We start from the raw sequence: 24,353 nt of genomic DNA on the forward strand, positions 1-24,353 counted from the left end.
TGTACTATCTCCCCATCCATCCGCCATCAACCAATAAAATAGCGCCGTTTACATAACTAGCAGCCTCAGAAGCCAAGAACACTGCGGGCCCTTTAAAGTCTTCAGGATTTCCCCATCGACCTTGTGGAATGCGCGCTAAGATGGCTGCATTACGCTCTTTGTCATTGCGTAATGCTTCAGTGTTATCGGTATCAATGTAACCTGGCGCAATGGCATTTACATTAATGCCTTTGCCAGCCCATTCATTTGAAAGCGCCATAACCAATTGCCCAATAGCACCTTTACTAGCTGCGTAACCTGGTACTGTAATACCACCTTGAAAGGTAAGCAAAGAAGCTGTAAAAATAACTTTACCCTCGCCATGTTCTATCATTTGTTTGCCTATTTCGCGGCTTAAAATAAATTGAGCATTTAAGTTAACTTCAATCACTTTATCCCATAAATCATCACCATGCTCAGCCGCAGGAGCACGTAGGATTGTACCTGCATTATTAACTAAAATATCAATTTTTGAAAAATCACTTTTTACATCATTAATAAAAGAATAAAGCGCATCACGATCACCAAAATCACATTGGTAGGCTTTAAAGTTTCGGCCAAGGGCTTTAACTTCTTTTTCTACTTCTGAGCCTTCAAGCTCTAAGCTTGCAGATACACCAATAATATCAGCGCCAGCCTGCGCTAAACCTAGTGCAATACCTTTACCAATACCGCGCTTACAACCTGTAACTAAGGCTACTTTGCCTTCTAAGCTAAATTTTTCTAGCATCTGATTCATTTTCATACCTTTATAATTTTTATTATTGTGGATTACATTCAACAAGCGCTTTCATGCCTTCTGGATTTCCATCCATACTCGCAAATGCACTACCAATATCAGTTAACGAACTAACCGAACTAATGAAAGGTTTAAGATCTATTTGGCCCGATGAAATTAATTCGATAGCCCAATCAAAATCGGCCGCTTCGTATACACGTGCACCTAATAACTCCAACTCTTTCCAAAAGAATTGAAATAAATCTATTTCAGGTTTAACACTGTGAATGGCCACCATTACTATACGACCCCGACGCCCTGCTATTTCGGTCATAGCCTCTATTGCGGGTTTTACGCCTGATACTTCAAATACAACATCTGCACCTTTTGTTTGTGTCCAACTGTCTACATAGGCAGCTAAATCTTCTTCAATGGGATTAACCGATTTAACACCTAGCTCATCGGCAAAAGCACGGCGGCTTTTGTTAGGCTCAGACACGAGTACTTCTGCACCAACACTTTTAGCAACCGCAGCAACTAATTGCCCAATTGGCCCGCCACCAAGTACAACCACTTTCTCACCCGCTTGTAAGCGCGAGCGTCGTACATCATGGCACGCAACCGATAAAGGCTCTATTAATGCACCTTGCTTTAAATCAACGCCTTCTGGTAATTTATGCAAAGTACGCGCTTTAACTGTCCAGCTTGACTGAAAAGCACCTGGTGTATCTATACCCATAAACTTTAAATTTTGACAAATATGCGTATGCCCCGCATTACACGTAGGACAATCGCCACACCAATCTAATGGGCGTACTACCACGTTTTCCCCTACAGCAAAGCCTTCAACGCCTTCACCTATTTCTGCAACAACACCTGATATTTCATGGCCAATTGTTTGCGGAATAGACACTCGTTGATCCATCACACCATGGTATATGTGCATATCAGTACCGCAAATCCCAACGTATCCAACACTCAATCTAATCTCACCCGCTTTAGGTTTAATAGATGTGCCTTCAACAATGTTAAATGACTTGTTGCCTATATATTGTGCAGCTTGCATATTTTTATACCTTCAAGAATGTTTAATTAAATAGTAACCAAGTAATGCATCATTAAAACAATGCCGATACGAGGAATATCAAAGTGAACTATCACACCTCAATATGGTTTATTGTTAACAATTTACACCTAGGTATGTTGTTTGTAAAGCCACTCTTAATATTTAATATAACTTCAGAGCAGTAAAGCGGGCCTGTTAAAAACATTAAGGCTTGAGTAATAAAATTTACTTGTATGTTTTACTTTCAACCTATATTGTCAACAATTAACACAATATAAAGAGGGACTATAGTGATTAAAAACAAAAAATCAATTCTTAGCTTACTGATAATTAGCGCTATAAGCTTAGCGGGATGCAGCCAAAACACACAAACGCCCAGTAGCCAAACAAGTAATAACGTTGTATTTTCTGATGTGTCTGAACAAGCAGGCTTAATAACACAAAAAAACTGGAAGTATGGCGGCCCTACCATTGCCGATATAAACAGTGATGGTCATTATGATCTGCTGCTAACAAATCACGACACCACCCCTATTCGTTTATTTATGGCAAATGGAGATGGCACATACACACTACAAAACGATATTTTTCCACGAGCAGATCTACACGGTATGTCGGCCGGTGATTACGACAACGATGGCGATCTCGATGTACTTATTGCACTAGGCGGTGGAAATGGCACCACACCTCAACCCCAGCGACTACTTAAGAACAATAATGGTAAATTTGAAGATAAAACTGTTGAAGCTGGCTTATCTAAAATGGGGGCTCGCGGGCGCTCTGTGCGCTGGGTTGATGTAGATGCCGATGGTGATCTTGATTTTATACAAGTAAACGCCGAAAAATTAATTCACGAAAACTCACCACGCAATATCATTTTTGAAAATCTCGGTAATGGAAAGTTTACTTATCACCCATCAGCTACTTTTGAAAATATAAAAGCCGAGCGTGTATTATTAACCGATTACAATAACGATGACATACTCGATATTTTTGCTTTTGATGGATACAACGATTTAACTATTTATCAAGGTAATAACGACTTTACCTTTGCCAATGTTACTAAAGATCTATTAGGTGCAAATAGTGAAGCCTACAAAGGCACGCTCGCAGTTGCACAAGCTGATATAGATAACGACGGCGATATGGACTACTACCTTGCTCGCGGAAAGCTAAGCTACGCTATCGCTAATAACAGTCTATCGTTTAATAAAGGCAGCAAACGGCTAGACCTGCGTGATGAAGGTAATAAAAGCCACGATGGCATAACACTCATTACCGACAACACAAACTCAGGAAGTCTTATACTAAGTGACTTTTATCACTTCCCGCGTGCCAAGCTATTAAGCCAAATGGATGTATACATAGGTGAGAAAAAAGAACTAATAAATACACCTAGTAAAAACACCACCATTAGCCAGAAAAAAGCGCAAGGGTTTCCAACTAAGCTTGATAAAACCGGCTGGTACATTGGGTATTTAGGGAATAATAAATGGCGAGTGGAATGGGTACTTACCGACAACCTTGCATGGGATGTACGCGCATCATTCAAAAATGTAAAAAACTATCAAAGCGATTGGCAACCACAAAATCTCGCCCTTCCTGATGTATTACTACGTAACGATAATGGTAAGCTGGTTGATATTTCATCTAAATTATCAGCATTAACAAACAGTAATAACTGGGGAGTTGTACCCGGCGATTTTAATAACGACACAAAAATAGACTTTATGGTCTATCGCTTTGGCGAACTAAAAGAGCGAGTTGCTGATGTTTTACTCATTAACCAAGGTGATTACAAATTTAAAGCAACAATCACTCACAACGCTGATACCGAACGTGGCTTAGACTCACACGGCGATATGGGAGCCGCATTTGACTTTAACCTAGATGGAAAACTCGACCTACTAAGCGGAGATGAAGATAACGGCCAATGGCATTTATATAAAAATACCACTGAGTTAAGTCACGCCCACTTCACCCTTATTAGAGTTGGATACTCAAAAAGTGGGGTTGATCCGTATGGTGCAAAAGTACAAATTAAAACAGCAACTGCGAACCAATATCAAGTTATTGGCTCACAAAGTGCTACTCACTCGCAAAGCTTACTTAATATTGTGCATTTTGGATTAGCACAAGCTGATACGCTTTCATCAGTTGTAATTACATGGCGAGATGGCAGCCAAAAAACGCTCACTAATGTTAAGGTAGACTCACTAATAAAAGTGGGAGAATTTAAGTAAGTCCTGTTTAATATGTACTAGCTCAGGCTTGATCTGACAGTTACCCATTTTTCTAATGATGACTGTTAGTTTAGATTTGAGCTAAATTATTTTCTGCCCAAACCGTTTTTCCATCCAGTGATGTTTTAAGTGGTGTTCGACCGCAACATACTTTCCCTTGATGAGTCCGATCATTGTTGTAGTAATCCATCCATTCGTCCAGATCTTTTTATAGTTCTTCCTTAAGCGTATAGCTAACAATTGAACGAACACCACTACCTGAAAAAAACACGCCTAATTTACGAAGCTCATTGCTGCTTCTATGATGGCCGTGAGCAGGATAGTCAACTGCATATTTAATGACGGCTTGCTCTGTTTCTTCGTCAACGCGATTCTTTATATTTAGTGTACGGTGGTTCTTTTCGATTAACGCATCAATCCCCCCTCATTAACGAGTTCTTGATAACGATAAAATGTATCTCGTGATACGCCCATGACTTTACAGGCTCTTGATACATTGCCTAGTTCTTCAGCAAGGTTAAGTAAACCGGCTTTGTGTTTTATGGTTGGGTTGTTAGTGTGCAACATGAGAGTTACCTTTTTGTTTGTTTTGATTTAAAGATTCGACACCTTTATCAAAACGGGTAACTCTCACTTTTTCAAGTTGAATTGTCAGATATTGTCTGAACTAATACATATAAGTTAACTTAATATATTTTTGCCTTTATTCTCTTGTTGATGAATAGTTACTGGCCATCCTGGATACTGATTACTTGCTTTACCATCGGCTATATCTATTAAAAACTTATATGCTTCCATTGTGTATGTCAGCTTTTCAGAATCAAATGTAATAAAGCCAAAACCACTCCCTTTCTCATGTGCCTTTACATAACGATTACTGGATTTACCAACCTGTGGATTTCCTACCGCATAGACATAAATCTTATTACCGAAAGTGTCATTATATTCGCCAGTTTCGCCAAGGCCGTGTGCTGGCCGGTTTTGGTAAGGCATGCTCATCGAATCAGGTTTCCACCATCTTGGCCAACCGGCAGAAATAGCTGGCGTACAAAAAGCCCAATTGCTATCTCTTTGCTGGTTTACGCCATATTGCGATAAAGAACCTAAATGGGTATCTCCACAAATATGTAACGCCATAGAGTCACGCATTGCGTCAATTGCACGGTTACGTGCAGATGCAGGCCAACCACTCGAATCAAAATCATATTTCAAGAAGCGATCAGGTAGGGGCTGATGAGTAGAAATAGCAGCAAACACCGTTTGACTTAATACCGCTTTTAATTTATGCCCACGCCAATCATTACCCCACTTTATAAGAAAGTTCTCTTGGCGGTTTCCTAACAGGTCTAAGCCGGGGGGATTGAATATAGGATTATAAAAAAGTGGGTCTTCATCTTGTCCCGTTTCGCCAACCGCAACATTAATACGCTCTGGGCCACTTTTCCATTGTCTGTCGGCAAGAATCGCAAAACCGACACCGCCATATAGCATAGTGCCATAATACGAGCTAATACCATTAGTTGGCGTTGGATCATAAGGATCTGGATTATGGTTGAGAGTGGTTTTATGTATCATATTTATCACGCGTGCAGAATCAATATAACCACCTAATGCACTTGCTGAAGGGTCTTTGGAAATGTTTTCCATCCTTGCACCACCTTCCCCCCACAAATTACCTTGGAGTACATCATGATCATCGGGCAAACAAATTGTCGGTTGATTACGCATTACCTCTTTGAAAGCCAAGCCAAACTGATAGAATTTGCGTAAGTAATTTAAAATCGCTAAATTATCTGGAGTACGAATTACACCAAATCCGCCATGACTTTCATAAATTTGATCACCAGAAAAGAACACCAAATCGGGGTTTAGTTTTTCGACATTTTGAGCAACAGGTTGGTACGGAAAACCATAATCATTTTGACACGTGAGCGCGGCCATTCGTAATTTTTCACTCGCTGGGTTCGCTTTTATAATCCCTGAATATATATCTGGGGTTTGTGTACCATCTGTGTGTTTTTCACGGTATACAACCCGAAAAGGCGTATCGCGTGTTTCATCCCAATTAGCAATACGAAAGGTCGCCAACCAGCCATCATGGTCTATGACTTGCGAATCAATAGCGAGCCACTGATCATCACGCTGTATTTGTAGTTCTATTTGCTGATTATCTTGTTCACCTATAGGCCCTGTGTAAGCACTCAACTTCATCACAAAGCCTTCATCACTCAATGTATCGTTTAACGAATACATAGTCCAAAGTATCGGACCAAACGCTTGTTCATCTATTACTGAAAATGCTTCACCTTGCATGGTCCAATTACTAAATTTATATCGTGCGCCCAACTTGTCTTCAGGTGCATTTTCATATGTGACGGATGGAATCGAAAAGTTACTCACCAACGCCACATTGCCTAATAATTCAGTGGCTGCAGCCAAATGAGTGAGAGTACCTATCACTTTTCCTGACGACGTTAAACTAGCCGTTAACTCTAAAGCCATGGCACCTGATTGAGGTGTTCCAGTCAGCGTTAAAGTAACAGCTTGATCCTCTATCGGAATCGATATAGGCACGGTGTTATTGCCTAACACTAAATCGTTGTTTTTAATACCAAGGTCATAACCCTGCTGTACAAAACAATTACTACGGTATTCATTTAATTCACTTTTAGCACCAAGACGAATACCCGCGCCACCATCGTTGCTGTTTTGCTCTAAGCGAGACACTTGCACCGACATTGTAAAAGATTGGTCAAGATGCGCTATTTGGTGAGTGAGTGAATGAACACTACGATTACCACCTCTACTTCTACATTCAGCAGCACCATTAACTACGCGCCAATCCTCCATTGGATTAGCCCAATATTGTTTTCCAAGCCATACTCTATCATACGTTTTATACCAATTATCATGATGAGATTTAGTACCGCGGGTAGTTGTTGAAGCCACTGTCCCAAAACTGCTAGTGCAACCAGAAATTCCTGTAGCAGCAACACCAGCAGCAAGCATTTTGAGGACTGAACGACGAGATATGTTTTTGTTCATAGTTTTAATCTCACAAATCAAATATTGTTAACAGTAAACAAACTATATTTGATTTTTTACTAAAGATCAGCATTTTTTTTTTCTAAAAACGGTTACAAATTGATAAAAGTTAATTGCAAGTATTATCAGAGATGTTTACCTAGACACTAAATATTTTAGCTAGCTTGTTATAAAAAGGTATTATTGCAGATAGTTTTCTTAACCCGCCCTATATAAAGCTTTGTTTAGATAACCGATTAGAGCTTCCCACTATGAGAAAACTACAGTAACAATTTCTAAAATGAGATAGATTCTCCACTTTCAGTTAATAAATTTTTTGGGCTTGTTTATAAGTCATATCGCCTTTTTCTACAGCGTCGACAACTTGCAATTTAAAGCCTAATGAATAATCTCGTGTGTTCTTTTAATCGGTGTGTTCTTTTAATCGGTGTATTATTTGACTTGGTCATAATAAGTCCTAAATGTGTAAACACATTTCAGGACGAGACAAGTAACAAAAGCCAAAAAGCCCGCAGAAATGCTGCGGGCTTTTTATTAGATTAAAAATTTAGAAATTAATACGGGTATTAAGTCTCAATGTCCGGCCTGTTTTATATGCGTAAACAGTACGTGATTTAGTTGCATCGCCTTCAAGCGGGCTGCCTTCAGAAAACGTTTGGCCACCAGCATTTAAGAAACGACTGGTAAAGTATTGTCTTACGCCTTCGTCGGTTACATTGGCAACTTGTAGTGATACCGTCATGTAGTTATTTACTTTATAACTTGCAGAAAAGTCGAGCGTTTTACGTCCCTCTTCCCACAGCGATCCGTTTTCCCATGAGCGTTGTACTAGCTGATCGGTTGTCCCTTGGTAAGATAGACGTAATTGATGACCATCTTTTTCCCAAAAACCCGTTACGTTGTAGCTATGCTCTGGCGTATAGGCAACCGCCAATGAAGGAATTTTTACATTATTATCAATCGATGATACTTCTTGATCGTACTTACTGTCTTGATATGTATAGTTAGCCTGCAAGCCAAGGCCGGACCAAATACCCGGTAAGTTATCGTAGGTTTGCATGTATTGAAGCTCTAACCCTTTAATACTTGCCCCTTTACCATTTTTAATTCGGGTGGTGTTAAATTTGGCACACATTTGCTCTAAGTCGCCCGAATACATCCACTCTTTTTGATAATCCTGGCCACCTTGAAAACGCTTAGGCATACATTTTTCTAAGCTATCTTGGCCTGCAATAAGTACTAAATCGTCTGGGTTATAAGATTCGCCCTCTTCGAGTCCCACTCCACGTAGGTCATCCATGTAGGTAACAATCGTTTCAGACTCTTCAAAGTTTGTCATGTCTTTATAAAATAATGATGCTGCTAATAATCCCGAATCGTTGAAATACCATTCATATGATAAATCAAGGTTTATTGATTCAAGTGGATCGAGTTTAGGATTGGTAAGCGTAATTGAGTTGTTACGGTTTTCACCGCCCCATTGTGTTTCTCTTACTTTAAAACCAGGACGTAGTGAATCTATTTGTGGACGAGCCATTGTTTTAGATGCTGCAAAACGAATAATGGTGTCTTCACTTTGCAAGTAGTTAATATTGATACTGGGTAAAAACAAATCGTAGTCGTGCTCACCAGTTACTGCAAACGAGCGTAAGCTTCTGTCTTCTGTTGGTAATAAGTTTCCATTTGCATCAAATTTACGCTCGCCATATATCCAGTTTTTTTCGGTTGATACATCAGAATGGCGCCATAACCACCACTCAGATTCATTTGGATTACCACGTACAGCGTTAGGATCATGACACGCGCCTTGAGCAGGAATAGCCACATCGTCTGATTTATCAATAGTGCCTTTTGTGTCGTAGCCTAGACCATCGGTTCTCGACCAGCGTATTTCTTCGTTGTAATCTGCACCATAAAATTGCGTTGCAGCACACAGTGGTAAGCTAGTATCACGCAACTCTGCTAATTTAAATGGGTCCATTAAACGAGCATTATTTGAAGGGTCAAATGCAAACTGTACACCCGATGCACCTTGCACTTCTACAGTCGTTTTTACATAACGCACACCCACATCACCTGTAACACGTCCATCTGCTAATTCAAAATTTAGCTTGGTGTAAAATGCTAAGTTATCTAGCTCTGTATTGCGAGTGTTTGAATCGTCTGTGGCAAAAGCAACTTCTGGACTCCCTAAAGCTACTTCAAATGCTTTAAAAGCCGAAAATCGATTCCACCCATCGGTTACATTGTCGCGGCCATAACCTAAATCAGCCATAAAATCGTCAACAGGAAACCCTTCACCGTTGGTTATTAAATCACCAGAAATATCTCTTAAACCGCTACCAAGTACTGCAGGTTGGCCTGTTGCAGGGTTTATAACTACAACCCCCTCGCCTACACTATTAAAGGCACCTTGCTGAGCATCTACATATTTTGTACGTTTTGACCATTTTGCACCAAATTCAATTGAGCGTACATAGCTTGTGTCAAGCACGTAATCAAAATCGACAAAGAGCGATTTTTGTTCATCTTCGACTTCGTTGAGGGTTCTGCCCATGTACGATAAATGCTGCGCTTTTAGCTCATCCGGATTAAATCCCGTGGTGCTGTAGTTATCCCATAGATTTGTTGGGTCACCAAAAGTGTCGTTTTCGCCGTAATCAATTAAGCCGGTGCCTGTAACTAATTTACACGGACCGCCTGCTGTACAGTCATAACCAACAGGCTCCATATCCTCTGGTGGCACATTTACTAAGCTCCATGCACTAATATTGGCAAAATTTTGCAGTGCAACGTACACTGAGTTTTCTGGTATTTGCTGCGTTTTAGAGTACCCAACGCCAGCTTCCATCGAAAATGAGTCACTAAAACCGTGATTCATATCAAGTGAGTAAACTTGGTTTTTATTTTCAAATTCACCTTCTGACTGCACTAAACCACCGTTACCAAAGCGGTTGATAAATTTAGTAAATGTATTCGTTTTTAAATCGATTGTACGCCAGCTAGCTTCAGGATCAGTAAATTTAGCTGTCACGCCAGAAAGGCCTGGGTCTTCACCTTCAACTAAGTTTTTAGTTTCCATTGAGCGCGTATTAATACCATGCATTGAGTTATTAACATCTTGTTTTGCAAGGTTTGCGTTAAAGTTAAACTCTGTGTTTTCACTTGCTCGCCACTGCAAACCTAAGTTAATACTGGTGCGGTCATTTTGACTATCAAAAAGCTGATAATTAACTAAACGAGGTGTAATACCTACCGCATTTTCAACAACGTTGCCATTTGTATCTGTTGCTAAAGGCGACTGAACTGCTGTCCACTCTGTAGCAGAGTATTGGTCTTTTCGGTATTCGTTAGTCTCTTTAACTGCAGTAAAAACCACGCCAAAGGTATCGTCAAAAAGCTTTTTCGACATCGTACCCGATATTTTATAATTTTCTTTATCAGATAAATCGTTGTACCTACCTTCTAAAGTCATAGTGGAAATTTCATAATTTAAATCAAGCGGCTTTGTAGTCGAAAGATTGATATTTGCGCCTAGCGAACCCTCTTCATGATCTGCACTCGGTGTTTTTACCACTTCAATTTTAGATAAAATATCGGATGAATACTGCGATAAGTCTACGCCTTGGCTAAAACCTGTAGAACCTAATTGCACACCATTCATGCTAATATTGTTTTGTTGTGAGTTAGCACCACGCACAGATATTCGTGCACCTTCACCATCAACGGATTGTACTGATACACCAGTTACACGCGAAAGCGCATCAGCAATATTTTGATCGGTAGACTTACCTATATCTTCCGCGTTAATCGAATCAACAACGTTTTCAGCAAAACGCTTATCATTAATAGATTTTTTGAGACTGGCGGCTAACCCGCTGACTTCAATTATTTCAATATCGGCTTCTACTTTCGGTTTTTCTTGTGTGCTTTCGTCTTGCTTGGCGTAAACCAATTGTGTTGCAAGTACTGCAGCTGTAATCGCGCTCAACTTGAACGCTTTGTTGATGATTGTCATGTGTGTTCCCTTTCTAAGGTATTATTATGTTGTCAGGTTAATCTTTTGTAAACAATAATATAATAACCAAACAATTGTCAACTGTATTTTGTTAACAATATTTATTTGATTATAAAAAACCAACTTAATGCGTAAGCATTAAATTGCTCTTAAGTAACAGTGTTAAAGTAAATATTTACACAGAGTTTATCGTCAATAGTTCTAGCCTAATCAAAATTCTTTTATATACGGCCAACCAGTAAACTGCTTTTCTGTTGATGGATCTGTATTCCACTCCCAGCACTCTAATTGATAATATTTTTTTGCATGGTTTATTTTAATAATTCCATAACCTTCACTTTTTAAGTTTCTGTCAGCTAAAAACTTACCCCACGTTGTATTTTGTTTAGCAAAAAGTTTATGCGTAACTTTTGGGTTAGCTGCCGCTAGAACTCGCATTTTATTGCCAAACGTGTCGGTAAAATCACCGGTGTTTTTGTCGTTGTTTCGCTGATTTGGTAAAGGTGCGTAGGGTTCAAACCATCGCTGCCAAAATGCTGCGCTAGCTGGGCCTGCAAAAAACAAGCTGCCATCATCAAAAGTATTGATTCCTTGATAGGCAAGCAATCCGAGGTGTTGATCTCCCGCAATTACTAATGCGTTAGCGTCACTTACTAGTTTTACTGCGCGTGTACGCCCATCAGCCGGGTAGCCATTTGCATCGTAATCTATTAATGCTTTGCCATTTTCATCGGTTTGAGGCGACCCCCACATGGAAGCTGTAATACATATTTTAGGTTTACCCGGGTGCATAGTTTGCCAGTCTTTTAAAAAGGCTTCTTGGCGTTTACCTAATAACTCACCCGTTGTGGCAAGCTTATTAGCTTTGTAGTCAGGTGGCGTTTTAAATTTACGATCCTCAACCATCGCAAAACTAATACCGCCATATTCAAATGCAGCATAACTAACCGGAATATCATATTTTATCGGTGTGGGATCGTAAGGGTCCGGATTATGCCCATTTTGCATACGGTAGATCATTCTAACAAGGTCTTTGTCCCACTTATAACCGCCGTCTTCCTCTTTTAGCATATCGGAGTGATCGCCACCATCGCCCCACAAGTTACCTTGCAGCACATCATGGTCATCAACTAAAACAAGTGTAGGCTTATCTTTTATACTATCGGCAAACGCCCAGTACCATAAGTACCATTTATATAAGGTATCTAGTTTGGCATCTTTGGTGTGGCGACCATAGCGAGTCGGGTATGTTTCGTAGTACTGATCGCCACAAAAGACATACATATCAGGGTTATGGTAATTAGCATTTTCTACAAGTTCAGTGTGAGGAAATAAAATATTGTCTTTGGTGTAACGTCCTAAATCGCGCTCGCTACTAATAAGGCGTGTGTAATGTGTGTTGTCTAAGCTTTTAGAAGTAGGAATAATACAAGAGTACAATGCAATCGTGAATTCTTTAGTATTTTGTGGGTCCTTAGCAATAGTGCCAAAGTATAAAGTGTCTTCAGGCTTTTGTGGGTTAACAATTCTGTATTGAGCTTGTTTTAAATAGTTCCAATTACTTAACCTAAACCTTGCTACAAACCCATCTTCAATTTTTGCTGTGCCTGCATGCTGCCAATCCAATTGGTTTTCAAACTTATATTGCAGCTCTACGCGTGAAAATTCTTTAATATTAATAGGCATTAACTGACAAGATAACTTGAGTACCTGTTTATTAACGCTATACATACACCCCATAACCGGGCCTAAGGTATTGGCATTATTTAGAGTTATTTTACCGCCACCGGTTTCAATATCACTAAACCCCCAACGTGCGCCTGCTACAAAAGGCTCTGAGGAGCTTAATAACGAAATCCCCCCTTGCAGTTGTTCTGCGGGTACTTTGTGAAGTACTGCAAATCCTAACTCCTGGGCTGTATTTGTGTTACTTGCCACAAGACGAATATCAAAATGGTGTGCATCTATTGGGTCTAAATGGCAATCGAGTGTTATTTTATCGCCGCTTTTATATTGTTGTATATTAAATGGAGTACGATTAATAATAGTAAAATCAAGCGCTTTGCTTTCATCATCAAACTGTCTAAATGATAATTTACCTAAACTGTCAAAGGCGGCAATTATTCCGCCATTTTCGCCACCAGCTCGCTGTGCTAAAGCAGCACCTTTAGCTGATAGCTCACCTTTGCCAATTCCTAATAAAAATCCACAAAAGCCCTCTTCATTCGGTGTTAAATTGCGTACGGTGGCTTTTATACGCCCACTTTGTAATGAGCCATTAAGTTGCCTGGTGAGTAACGATACAGTACGCGCTTCAAAATCTTTTCCTTCTCGGGTACATAAAAGCTCATTACCTATACGCTGCCAATCTTGTAGTCTGTTGCCCCAAAAATGCTTACCAAGCCACACCTGCTTACTAAAATTAGTATTATCTAATGGCGCAGTTGAGGTTAAGTCACCTCGGTATGATGCAAATAATCCGCTGCAACCACTTAACAGGCTTGAACTTAGTAGACCAGCGCTGAGTTTTAAAAAACTTCTCCGTTTCATTTTAATCACCTTTATTATTGTGTGTTAATAAGACGCCTTGTGTAGACAGTGTTTTTACATAAGGGGGTTATGCATTCAGGTAGCCATTAGGGTTATTACTTTGCCAGCGCCATGTGTCTTTCATCATGTCTGCGAGGGTATATTGACATTGCCAGCCTAAAACAGACTGGGCTTTAGATGAATCGGCCCAAAAGGCAGCTAAGTCGCCATCTCGGCGCTTTACAATGTCAAAGTTAATATCAACTCCGGTATACTCAATAAATGCTTTTACTATGCCAAGCACAGAATAAGGAGTACCAGTGCCTAGGTTAAATGCTTCATATAGACTGTGGTGTTGCTCGCCAAGCCATTTAAGGGCTTTAATATGACCATTGGCTAAATCACTAACGTGTATATAGTCACGCTCGCATGTGCCGTCTTCAGTAGGGTAATCGCCTCCATAAATGGCTAATTTGTCACGTTTACCTACAGCAACTTGAGCAATAAAGGGCATTAAATTGTTAGGAATACCTAATGGATCTTCCCCTATTTGGCCGCTAATATCTGCGCCAATAGGATTAAAGTAGCGTAAGCTTGCTACTTGCAAACCAGTATTTGAGGCTACTATTTCTTGTAGTATTTGCTCAATCATTACCTTTGTTTGCCCATACGGGCTTGCTGCACGCCCTAGAGGTAAACTTTCGGTATAAGGCACCGAGGCGCCTTGTCCATAAACTGTAGCTGATGAGCTAAACACGAGTTTATTAACATTATATTTAAGCATGCATTGGCATAAATTTAAGGTAGACACCAGGTTGGTATAATAATACTCAAGTGGTTTTTCTATGGATTCGCCTACCGCTTTTAAACCTGCAAAGTGAATAACTGAATCAAATTTATGCTCGCTAAACGTGGCAGACAACTTATCGTTATCAAGTAAACTGGCGTGAATAAATTCAACTTTTCGCTTTGATAACGCTTCTACGCGAGTTAGCGATTCACGACTCGAGTTACTTAAATCGTCTATTACTACTACGTCAAAACCATCTTTTAATAAGCTTAAAACAGTATGGCTGCCAATATATCCCGCGCCTCCTGTTACCAGTACTTTTTTCATTAGATTGTCCTTATGCTCTTATAAGTGATACACCAGCTGAAGGTACGCTTGTGTAAATCGTTTCTTTTAATCCTGTTTGTTGCTCGTACTGCGTTTCAATAGCACTAATTACATTCTCTACCAAAAAATTAGGAACAAACGCCACTACACAACCACCAAAGCCACCGCCCGTCATTCTTACGCCGCCGTGTTCGTTAATTACTTTTGCGATAATATTAACAAGAGTGTCGATTTGGGAGGTGGTTATTTCGAACAAATCCCGCATAGAAGCATGGCTTTGTGCCATTAGTGTGCTTAGTTTGGCGATATCGTTATTAGTAAAAGCTTGCATAGCTTCTAATGTGCGCACATTTTCATACACTATATGCTCAACACGTTTAGCTACACTTGGGTCAAGGGTATGCTTTTTACTTTCGTACTCACCAATACTTACTTCCCGCAAGCTCGGTTTAGACAAGGCTTCTGCTCCTGCATAACATTGTTCTCGGCGTAAATTATATTCACTATCTAGCAAGCCACGTTTAACGTTTGAGTTAACCATTAAAATGGTCATCTTTGGGTCAATACTCACTTCAATTAAATCAAGTGAGCGGCAATCTATACCCAATGCTTGTCCTTGCTGACCACACGCCGATATAAGCTGATCCATAATTCCACAGTTGCAGCCCACAAAATTGTTTTCGGCTGCTTGTGCAATTTTGGCTATGTCTTTTCGCTCAATAAACAGTTCGCATAAGTGATTAAATGCATAAGCAATACCTACCTCAAGTGCAGCCGATGAGCTCAGACCAGCTCCTTGCGGGACATTACCTGTGATGCATATATCGCAGCCACTGAGTTTATGATTTCGTTTTTGCAGTTCATCAACTACGCCGCGAACATAATTACTCCACGTTTGCGTACTGTGGCTATTAAGCGGTTTATTTACTAAAAAGTTGTCGGTTTGGTTATCGCAATCAAGTGCAAGTACATTTACTACATCGTCAGTTCGAGGGGACACCGCAATGTAAGTAGCGTATTCAATGGCACAAGGCAGTACAAAACCGTCATTGTAATCGGTGTGCTCACCAATTAAATTAACACGCCCTGGGGCTTTGACAACAAAGTCGGCATCGCGTCCAAAGTGGTTTGAAAAAGCTAACCGTGCGCTTTGTTCAACATTCATTTAGTGCTCTCTTTATAATGCGTTAGTGATTGTTTCTTCAAAATAGTGGCAGCTTGCTCTGGCGTTATATCGCGCTGTGCTTCGGCCATCATCTCGTAACCAACCATAAATTTTTTAACACTGGCTGATCGTAGTAATGGCGGTAAAAACTGCGCATGTAATTGCCAAAATAAGTGGCTTTGACCATCATAAGGCGCGCCATGCCAGCCCATAGAGTAAGGGAACGAGCACTGAAACAAGTTGTCGTAACGAGTTGTTATATTTTTAATAATTTCAGCTAGAGTACTTTGTTGAGCGTCTGTCAGCTCTATCATTTGAGTAACTGCAAACCGAGGTAATAGCAGTGTTTCAAATGGCCATGCAGCCCAATAAGGAACAACCACAAGCCAATCATCGTTTACACATACTACGCGTTCATTTAATTCCATCTCACGTTTTGCGTAATCGAGCAATAAACTACTGCCATACTGTTTATAATAGTTACTAAGGTTTGTATGTTTACGTGCAACCAAACTCGGTAATTTATTTTGTGCCCAAATTTGACCATGTGGATGCGGGTTAGAGCATCCCATTACAGCGCCTTTATTTTCAAATACCTGAACCCAGTTGTAAGTTTTTGATAACTCTTGGCATTGCTCTTGCCATGTGCATACTACATTTGTAATTTGCGAAACACTGAGCTCTGGTAGTGTTTTTGCATGATTAGGCGAAAAACAAATAACACGCGCAGTGCCACGCTCTGTATGCATGCTAAATAGGGGATCGATTTGCTCCACATCAGGCACACCTTCACGCAAGGCGGCAAAGTCATTAGTAAACACAAAGGTGTTTTTGTAATCTGGATTTACTTCACCGTTAATACGCGTATTGCCTTTACATAAAAAGCAGCTTTCGTCGTATTCTGGTTTAACCTCAATATCTACACTTTCTTCTTGACCTTGCCATGGGCGTTTAGCCCGGTGTGGCGACACCAACACATATTCATTTAATAATGGGTTTAAACGCCGGTGTGGATGCTCTGTCGGGTCAAATTGATTTTGTTGCTCACTCATTCTTTACTTTCCCTAGTTACTGTTTTGAAAGGTACCGGCGTCGAGCACTTGCTTACGAGGAGTAAAACGACAAATATAGTTCCAGTTCCAACTGGCATCGTATTTATGGCACAACCCCCAGCTAATTCCAGGTGCTGGATTTTGCTCAAACCCTTGCGCTGGTCGATATAAGCCTATCGCTTCTGGACCGCCTTTTATATGCGCCATAATTTCAAAATTAATACCGTCCTGAGCAAATTGAATGGTGTTTTTTTCAGGGCCATCGGTTGTTAGCAAACTAGCAATACCCCCTTTATAATTCCAAACAACGACCTCATGACCGCTATTTGAAATAGGGTTATAAGGCGATTTAACATAAGGACCTAATACATCATCAGCAATAGCAACACCGTGTTTTATTTCACGACCACCAAAGTTCATTCCTTCGCCTTGGGTTTCGCCTTTGTAGTACAAGTAAAATTTATTATTAAAAAATACTAAACATGGGTCGTGTACTTTATGACTATCAAAACTACCTTTAGCTGTTACTGCAAAACGACTGTCTTCATCACCAAGCCATTTACCATCTTTGCTTGGGCTTACAATCGGTTTTGGTGATTTTATCCACGGCCCAAATGCAGATTCAGAGTGAGCTATTGCAATATGTTCGTACTGACGATTTGTATAAGGTGTTTGTACTGTTTGATAAACCAAATAATAATGACCTTGGTGTTCAAACACTTCAGGCGTAAAAATTGCTCTGTCGTCGTAATCACCTGGTTTACCTGGGCTTACAGCTAAGCCTTGTTCTTGCCATGTAATACTGTCTTTTGAGGTGGCATGCCAAACTTGCGTTAAATCCCATGGAAATACTTTGTCATTCGGATTAGTAGAGTTAAAACCAACCGTTTCCCCCTCACCTTTGGTGTACCAACAATGGTAAACACCATCAATGTATAAAACAGATGAAGGATCGCGACGTATAACCCCTTCTTCATAGGCAAAATCACCCAGCAACGGTTCTATATCAAATTCTGTAAGCCACTGCGGGCCATATTTATCGTAGCCACGCTCTATTGCACGCTTACTTGCTAAACTTAATTTTTTATCAGACATGTTAATTCCTTACTTACCTAGGCTTATATTTAGCGACTGGTATACGTCAAGAGGTAAAATCGCGCCTTGATGCTGCACAACTTGTGAGGCAACACTGTCAGCCATTTCTAATGCATTTTGAGGGTTTTGTGCACACATTCTGGCGGCTAAGTAGGTTCCGGCAAATGAGTCACCTGCCGCTGTACTATCAACTTGCTTTGCAGCGGGTGTAAACGGACATGACGCTTTAAGATCATCTTTGCAATAAACCTGCATCCCGGCACTACCAGCTTTAATAACAATTTCGTCGATATCAAATTGTGTACAGTACTGAACAATCTCTTCAATGCTTGAATGACCGAATAACACACGGTGATCATCAAGACCTGGTAAAACTACATTACTAAGCGCATAAGCACGCTCTAGCCATTCAATAGCGTGGCTTTTTGATTGCCACATACGCGCGCGATAATTAGGGTCGAACGCAATTGTGCAGCCTTGTTTTTTAAGAGCAGCTAATAATGTGAGTAAACCTTGTTTAGATTCATCATCTAAAATACCTAAACTAATGCCACTGAAAAACACCCAGTCTGATTCTTTCAAACCTAAATTAAATGGCTTTTGAGTATATAAACTCATCATATGCTTCGCTGCTGATTGATTACGCCAATAATCAAAGCTTCGCTCACCATCAGCATCCGTTGAAATAGCGTAAATACCCACGTTATAGTCTGCTGTTGTAATCACGTTTTGTGTATTAATACCTTCTTGTTGCCAACATTTGAGCATATTGGCACTCAGGACGTCGCTACCTACAGCTGTAAATAGCGCGCAATTTAGTGTGTTAGCAAAACGCTTTGCATACACAAGAGCATTGTAAGTATCGCCCGCAAATGACTGCTTGCATTCGCTAATACCTGTTGGTACTAGCTCAACCATACATTCGCCTATAGCGAGTAAAGTACTCACACACCCTCCTGTACTTTTTTAGTGTGTAGGCCTTCTAGGTAGACTTCAATTTCTTCTATCGATTTATTTTTAGTCTCTGGCATAAACTTAAATAACAATGCAAAGCCGGCTACACCCGATACGGTATAAAGTAAAAAGATGTTTGCAGCGCCTAAATTACTTAGCTGCCATGGGAAAAACTGCTGAACAAAATAGCTAATTACACTGGCTATAAATGCAAAGGTAGGAATGGCCACACCTCGAATACGAGTCGGGAATATTTCAGAAAATATTACCCACATAATTGGCCCAATCGAAAAGTGAAAGGCTGCAATAAAGCCCGCTATACCAAATGATATAAGTGGCGCGTTTATAGTTGCTGCGCGTGAAATTAAATCGCTTTCAAATAATTGCTGTTGCGAAGCTGTAAGTACGCTCGCTAAAGCCTGCTTAAATTCAATATCACTGTGATACACGGTACCAATTATGTGCTCCAGTCCTGTAATAGAGTTTAACGCTGAAAACGAGGTTATATCTTCAGCCGACAAACTATATTCTGCCTGGCTAAAGCCTAAATAACACATAAACAAACTAATTGTTGCAGCTGCTAATCCCCAAATAACAAGGGGTCTGCGCCCTAACTTATCTATCAAAGCAATAGCTACCACAGTAAATACAATACTGACTAAACCAATTAAAACAGCGTTAAAAAAAGCAGCATCAGTGCCGACTCCCAGTTGTTCAAACACCGTTGGAGCATAAAACATTATGGCGTTAATCCCCGTCACTTGCTGCACAATAGCAATAGTAAAAGCAATAATGACAGCTGTGCGAACACGACTTTCGAGTAGCTGTTTAAATGAAGAAAAATACCCACCTGTTTCGCTGTAATCAACCAAGCTCTCTTTAATACTCTTAAGTTGCTCTTGGGCCAATTCAGTATTTTTATTTAAACGATGCAAGATAGTTATAGCGCGTGTTTCGTTGCCTTTCATAACTAACCAACGCGGGCTTTGGGGAATAGTAAATAATAATAAAAACCATAAAATAGCAGGAATAATCTCAACGCCTAGCATCCAGCGCCATAAATTATCTTGTACATTCCACTGTGTTACCCACTCAAAATTACTGTGAGCTAAATCAACAAGTAAGTAGTTAGCAAAATACGCTGCGGATAATCCAACAACAATATTTATTTGAATCATAGACACTAATTTACCACGGTACTTAGACGGTGCAACTTCACCTATATACATAGCAGCGACCGATAAAGACGTGAATGCTAATCCACCTATAAAACGAGCAGTAACTAATAGCTCGTAACTTGGCGCGAAAACCGATGCAATTGCCGACAGTATGTATATAAACGCAATGCCTATTAAGGTATTTTTTCGGCCAAACATATTGCATATGTAACCGGTAATGACTAAAGCAAATAGCACACCAAAACCAGGCGCACTTACTACAGTGCCTATTTGGATGTCAGATAAATTAAATTCTGCAGATACAAAACGAACCGTACCTGAAATAAGAGCAGCGTCTAATCCAAAAATAAAGCCACCAAAGGCGACGATAAATGCAAAGAAAAACACATTACGTTTGCTACCATTCATACTTCTATCCAACTTTGTTGTTATCATTGTGTGTTGCTTTATATAGAGAATAAAGCGAGTGCTAGTGTCAAAACCCAACATTGTTAACAATTAACCATGAGTAATAACTTCGAGACTATTTCAAAATTAACGCACTTGCAACATCTATTTTAAGAAATCATGCTTTAACTTAAACTCTTTTACAATTAACATTAAAAATTAGTTAAACAAAATCAAAAGTTTATTATAAATAACACATAAAAACAAAAATTGCACATTGTCAACAATATTCAATTTGGTTTTTTTGTTGTATGGTATGTTAAATTGTAATTAAAGGTTGAACAGCAATGAAATATAAAAAGAACATACTACTCACATCGCTCTTACTTGCGCTAAGTGCCTGTAACCAACAAGAAATCAAGGTTGAAAAACCAACCAATGAGCCTACAGAGGTTAATTCAGCAGATACATTAATGTATTTATTTGCTGATGCTGCACACACACAGCTAACCCCAGTTCAATACAAAAGTAATGCAGCCACTGTAAAGGCAGAAAACTCTGTATTAGATGTGACATTTCAATCTAAGAAAAATTCGTACGCTAGTATTGTTTTTTCACCGGAAAAACCTTGGGATTGGAGTGAATTTAGTGATTTTAATCTTGCCTTTGAATTGGCAAACCCAGGAACACACTCTGTACAAATCTATTTAGATATCTCCGATATTGACGGTGCTAACTATACGCGTAGCGTTAATGTGCCGGTAGGTGGATACAACACGTATTACGCAAAACTTGACGGCCACGACCTTGCAACGCCCGATGGCAAAGAAAATGTAGAACTTAACTTTACCTCAGGACTTCGTTCAAACCCTGATACATGGGAGTCTGATGAGGTACAGTTTATTTCTATGTGGGGTAAAAAAAATCTTAACTTAAAAGGCATCGCTAAAATAGCAATTAGCGTGCAAAGTACATTGCATGACAAAGAGCTGGCAATAAAATCTATTTCACTTCGTAAAAACCCTCAATTTAATACTGCTTTTTTAACCAAAATTGTTGATGAATTTGGCCAAAATGCCAAACAAGAATTTTCAGGGAAGGTACATTCAGAAGCCGAGCTATTGAGCGACAAAAAACAAGAAGCAGCACAGTTACTTTCTAAACGCCCTACTAATCGCTCACGCTTTGGTGGCTGGGCAGAAGGTCCAAAATTAGAAGCTACTGGTTATTTTAGAACGGCTAAATATAATGATAAATGGTCATTAGTCGACCCTGATGGCTATTTATACCTTGCAACCGGTATTGATATCATTCGTCTTGCAAACTCAACCACACTAACTGGTTACGATTTTGATCAAGCATTATTGGCAAAACCAGCGGATGCAGGGGTAACACCTGAGGATTCAAAAGGGTTAAACCAAGTAAATAAAGAAGCGCTTAAAAGCCGCTTTGTAGCGTCACAAGTGCGTAAAAATTTATTTGAATGGCTACCTGATTATAATGAGCCTCTAGGTAAACATTTTGGCTATCGTAAAAGTGCGCATTCGGGTCCGTTAGAACACGGCGAAACATATAGCTTTTACGCAGCTAATTTAGAACGTAAATATGGTCAAAATAATGCAGATTACATGCAAAAATGGCGAGAAGTTACCCTCGATAGAATGATCACATGGGGCTTTAGCTCACTGGGTAATTGGACTGATCCGAGTTATTACGATAATCAAAAAGTGCCCTACTTTGCCAATGGTTGGATTATAGGTGATTTTAAAACCGTATCAAGCGGAAGCGATTTTTGGGGAGCCATGCCGGATGTATTCGACCCTGAATTTACAGTGCGTGCTAACGAAACCGTTAGTGTTGTTGCAAAAGAAGTTAAAAATTCGCCTTGGGCAGTAGGCGTATTTATTGATAACGAAAAAAGCTTTGGCCGCCCTGATTCCGTTAAAAGCCATTATGGTATTGTTATTAATACCTTAGGCCGTGATGCTAAAACAGTGCCTACTAAAGCTGAATTTTCTCGTTTAATGAAAGAAAAATATACCGATGTCGCTAAACTTAATAAGGTATGGCACTTAAACTTAGCCTCATGGGTTGAGTTTGACAAAGGTGTAACGGTTGATATAAAAAATGAAGAACAACTGAGTGATTTTGCTATTTTACTTACAGCCTATGCCGACAAGTATTTTAGTGTTGTAGATGCTGCTATGGATAAATACCTGCCAAATCATATGTATTTAGGTGCACGTTTTCCGGATTGGGGCATGCCAATCGAAGTGGTTAAAGCATCTGCTAAGTATGTAGATGTAATAAGCTTTAATGCATACAAAGAAGGCTTAAGAGAAGATAAATGGGCATTTTTATCACAATTTGATAAACCAGCAATTATTGGCGAATTTCATATTGGCGCATCTGACTCGGGTTTGTTTCACCCTGGGTTAATACATGCAGCTAACCAGCAAGACAGAGCAAAAATGTATACAGATTACATGAACTCAGTCATCGACAACCCTTACTTTATTGGCGCACATTGGTTTCAATATATCGACTCGCCAATTACTGGTAGAGCCTACGATGGCGAAAACTATAATGTTGGCTTTATTAGCGTTACAGATCGCCCCTATACTGAAATGGTTGAAGCAGCTAAAGCAATGAATGAGTCTATGTATGAACGACGTTTTAAAAAATAATCGTAAATACAGTCATTAATTGTACATTTATTGGTCTATTGTAATGTGTTGACAATAGACCATTCCACTTTTTTTATATACACTGAGATAAGTACATGATCTTGACTAAATTAACAAAGCTTATTAATTAATGTTAGGGTCAGATAAAGTTAATCAAATTTAGGAATAAATATGGCTGGTAACAGAGCAACTAAAATTTTATCTGTAAAAGATCAAATAGCTGAGCAATTACGCTCAGATATAATCTCTGGTGAAATGCCACCACAAACTAAGTTAAATGAAAAAGAGCTGGCAGAGCGATTTGGTCTCTCCAGAGGTCCAATTCGAGATGTGATTTTGCAATTAACAAAAGAAGGTCTGTTGATTTCGCGAAATAATTGCGGCGCATCAGTCAACAGCGTACTAGAGCCTAAGCTACAGCGTTTAATGATTAAACTTCGTCGCAGCATAGAAGAGTACGCAATCACAGAGTTAAACGGTAATTTAACTGATCAAAACATTGCTGAACTAGAAGGCATTTTAGCATCTTTAGAAGACGCGCTCGATAGAGAAGATTATACCGAAGTAACTAAAATTGATATTTCGTTTCATCAGTATTTAATATACCAAGCTGGGGGCGAAGAGCTGGTAAATATTTGGTATCCGTATGTCATGCGTATGCGTTTAAACTATAAGCGAATTACTTCAAGTTCTGAATGTGTAAACGAGCACCGCGCTATTTTAGAAGCACTAAAAGCACAAGATAGCGCCGCAGCAGTTAAGGCTGTAAAACATAATATCAAGTAACTACTTTCGAAGTCATTTTGATACTCCGTTATATAAACTAGCGGCTATGAAGTCATAAGGGCGTGTTGATCTTTGTAGATTGAAATTTTTTCAATCTAGGAGCCGATTTAATCGCGGCCCGAGATTTGTAGTCTAGTGGGCTACCGAGCAAAAGCTCCGCGTCCAGCTCACGCCCCTTACCATCATCCACATCCATGTAGGTAAGAAAGAGTAAATCGCTCTCGTTTATATAAATTTCAGTTATAAAAAACTACCCTTTATTTATTACATTAAA

The 24,353-nt window shown here is 39.7% G+C and carries 14 protein-coding genes and 1 pseudogene; 3 read left to right on the plus strand and 12 right to left on the minus strand.

The genetic code is table 11. The features are described from left to right. Window positions 1-4: 4 nt before the first annotated feature. Both I6F40_RS00250 and I6F40_RS00255 read right to left on the minus strand, forming a co-directional pair. A complete protein-coding gene (locus tag I6F40_RS00250; protein WP_033012689.1) occupies window positions 5-769 on the minus strand; it encodes a 2,5-didehydro-3-deoxy-L-galactonate 5-reductase in 765 nt (254 codons plus the stop codon). A gap of 31 nt (window positions 770-800) precedes the next feature. Further along, a complete protein-coding gene (locus I6F40_RS00255) occupies window positions 801-1,823 on the minus strand; it encodes a zinc-dependent alcohol dehydrogenase (RefSeq protein WP_166110889.1) in 1,023 nt (340 codons plus the stop codon). A 290-nt stretch (window positions 1,824-2,113) separates the two neighbouring features. Here I6F40_RS00255 and I6F40_RS00260 point away from each other — a divergent pair, with 290 nt between their 5' ends. Then, a complete protein-coding gene (locus I6F40_RS00260; RefSeq protein WP_197112186.1) occupies window positions 2,114-4,066 on the plus strand; it encodes a CRTAC1 family protein in 1,953 nt (650 codons plus the stop codon). Between the two features lie 70 nt (window positions 4,067-4,136). Here the strand turns inward: I6F40_RS00260 and I6F40_RS00265 are convergent. The 10 genes and pseudogenes from I6F40_RS00265 to I6F40_RS00310 form a co-directional block, all read right to left on the minus strand. Continuing rightward, window positions 4,137-4,633 (minus strand): annotated as a pseudogene (locus I6F40_RS00265) (helix-turn-helix domain-containing protein). Window positions 4,634-4,747: 114 nt separating this feature from the next. After that, entirely contained in the window at window positions 4,748-7,111 is a 2,364-nt protein-coding gene (locus I6F40_RS00270) for an alkaline phosphatase D family protein (RefSeq protein ID WP_197192320.1), read from the minus strand. A 547-nt stretch (window positions 7,112-7,658) separates the two neighbouring features. Beyond that, window positions 7,659-11,129, minus strand: a complete 3,471-nt coding sequence (locus I6F40_RS00275) for a TonB-dependent receptor (RefSeq protein ID WP_165741745.1) — start codon at window positions 11,127-11,129, stop codon at window positions 7,659-7,661. 210 nt (window positions 11,130-11,339) lie between these two features. Beyond that, a complete protein-coding gene (locus I6F40_RS00280; RefSeq protein WP_166419028.1) occupies window positions 11,340-13,679 on the minus strand; it encodes an alkaline phosphatase D family protein in 2,340 nt (779 codons plus the stop codon). A 67-nt stretch (window positions 13,680-13,746) separates the two neighbouring features. Further along, complete coding sequence (gene galE, locus I6F40_RS00285) at window positions 13,747-14,775, minus strand: UDP-glucose 4-epimerase GalE (protein ID WP_166110879.1); 1,029 nt, start codon at window positions 14,773-14,775, stop codon at window positions 13,747-13,749. 10 nt (window positions 14,776-14,785) lie between these two features. Continuing rightward, entirely contained in the window at window positions 14,786-15,940 is a 1,155-nt protein-coding gene (gene galK / locus I6F40_RS00290; protein ID WP_007582997.1) for a galactokinase, read from the minus strand. Then, window positions 15,937-16,992, minus strand: a complete 1,056-nt coding sequence (locus I6F40_RS00295; RefSeq protein WP_197192321.1) for a UDP-glucose--hexose-1-phosphate uridylyltransferase — start codon at window positions 16,990-16,992, stop codon at window positions 15,937-15,939. Before I6F40_RS00295 ends, galK begins: the two co-directional genes overlap by 4 nt. 12 nt (window positions 16,993-17,004) lie before the next feature. After that, window positions 17,005-18,087 carry a glycoside hydrolase family 117 protein gene (locus tag I6F40_RS00300; RefSeq protein ID WP_165727475.1) on the minus strand — a complete coding sequence of 361 codons (1,083 nt, stop codon included), beginning with the start codon at window positions 18,085-18,087 and terminating at the stop codon, window positions 17,005-17,007. Window positions 18,088-18,096: 9 nt separating this feature from the next. Continuing rightward, on the minus strand, window positions 18,097-19,035 hold the full coding sequence (locus tag I6F40_RS00305) for a sugar kinase (RefSeq protein ID WP_165727474.1): 939 nt from the start codon (window positions 19,033-19,035) through the stop codon (window positions 18,097-18,099). Continuing rightward, window positions 19,032-20,627, minus strand: coding sequence for an MFS transporter (locus I6F40_RS00310; RefSeq protein ID WP_165727473.1), 1,596 nt, complete (start codon window positions 20,625-20,627; stop codon window positions 19,032-19,034). The genes I6F40_RS00305 and I6F40_RS00310 overlap by 4 nt, the downstream gene beginning before the upstream one ends. Before the next feature lie 326 nt (window positions 20,628-20,953). Here I6F40_RS00310 and I6F40_RS00315 point away from each other — a divergent pair, with 326 nt between their 5' ends. Both I6F40_RS00315 and I6F40_RS00320 read left to right on the plus strand, forming a co-directional pair. After that, the gene (locus tag I6F40_RS00315; protein ID WP_197119164.1) at window positions 20,954-23,293 is read left to right on the plus strand and encodes an agarase; all 2,340 of its coding nucleotides are present in this window, start codon (window positions 20,954-20,956) and stop codon (window positions 23,291-23,293) included. A gap of 171 nt (window positions 23,294-23,464) precedes the next feature. Then, window positions 23,465-24,079, plus strand: coding sequence for a GntR family transcriptional regulator (locus I6F40_RS00320; protein ID WP_149605600.1), 615 nt, complete (start codon window positions 23,465-23,467; stop codon window positions 24,077-24,079). Window positions 24,080-24,353: the final 274 nt, after the last annotated feature.

This window comes from Pseudoalteromonas sp. SWXJ133, assembly GCF_015864365.1.
GTDB classification, from domain to species: domain Bacteria; phylum Pseudomonadota; class Gammaproteobacteria; order Enterobacterales; family Alteromonadaceae; genus Pseudoalteromonas; species Pseudoalteromonas arctica.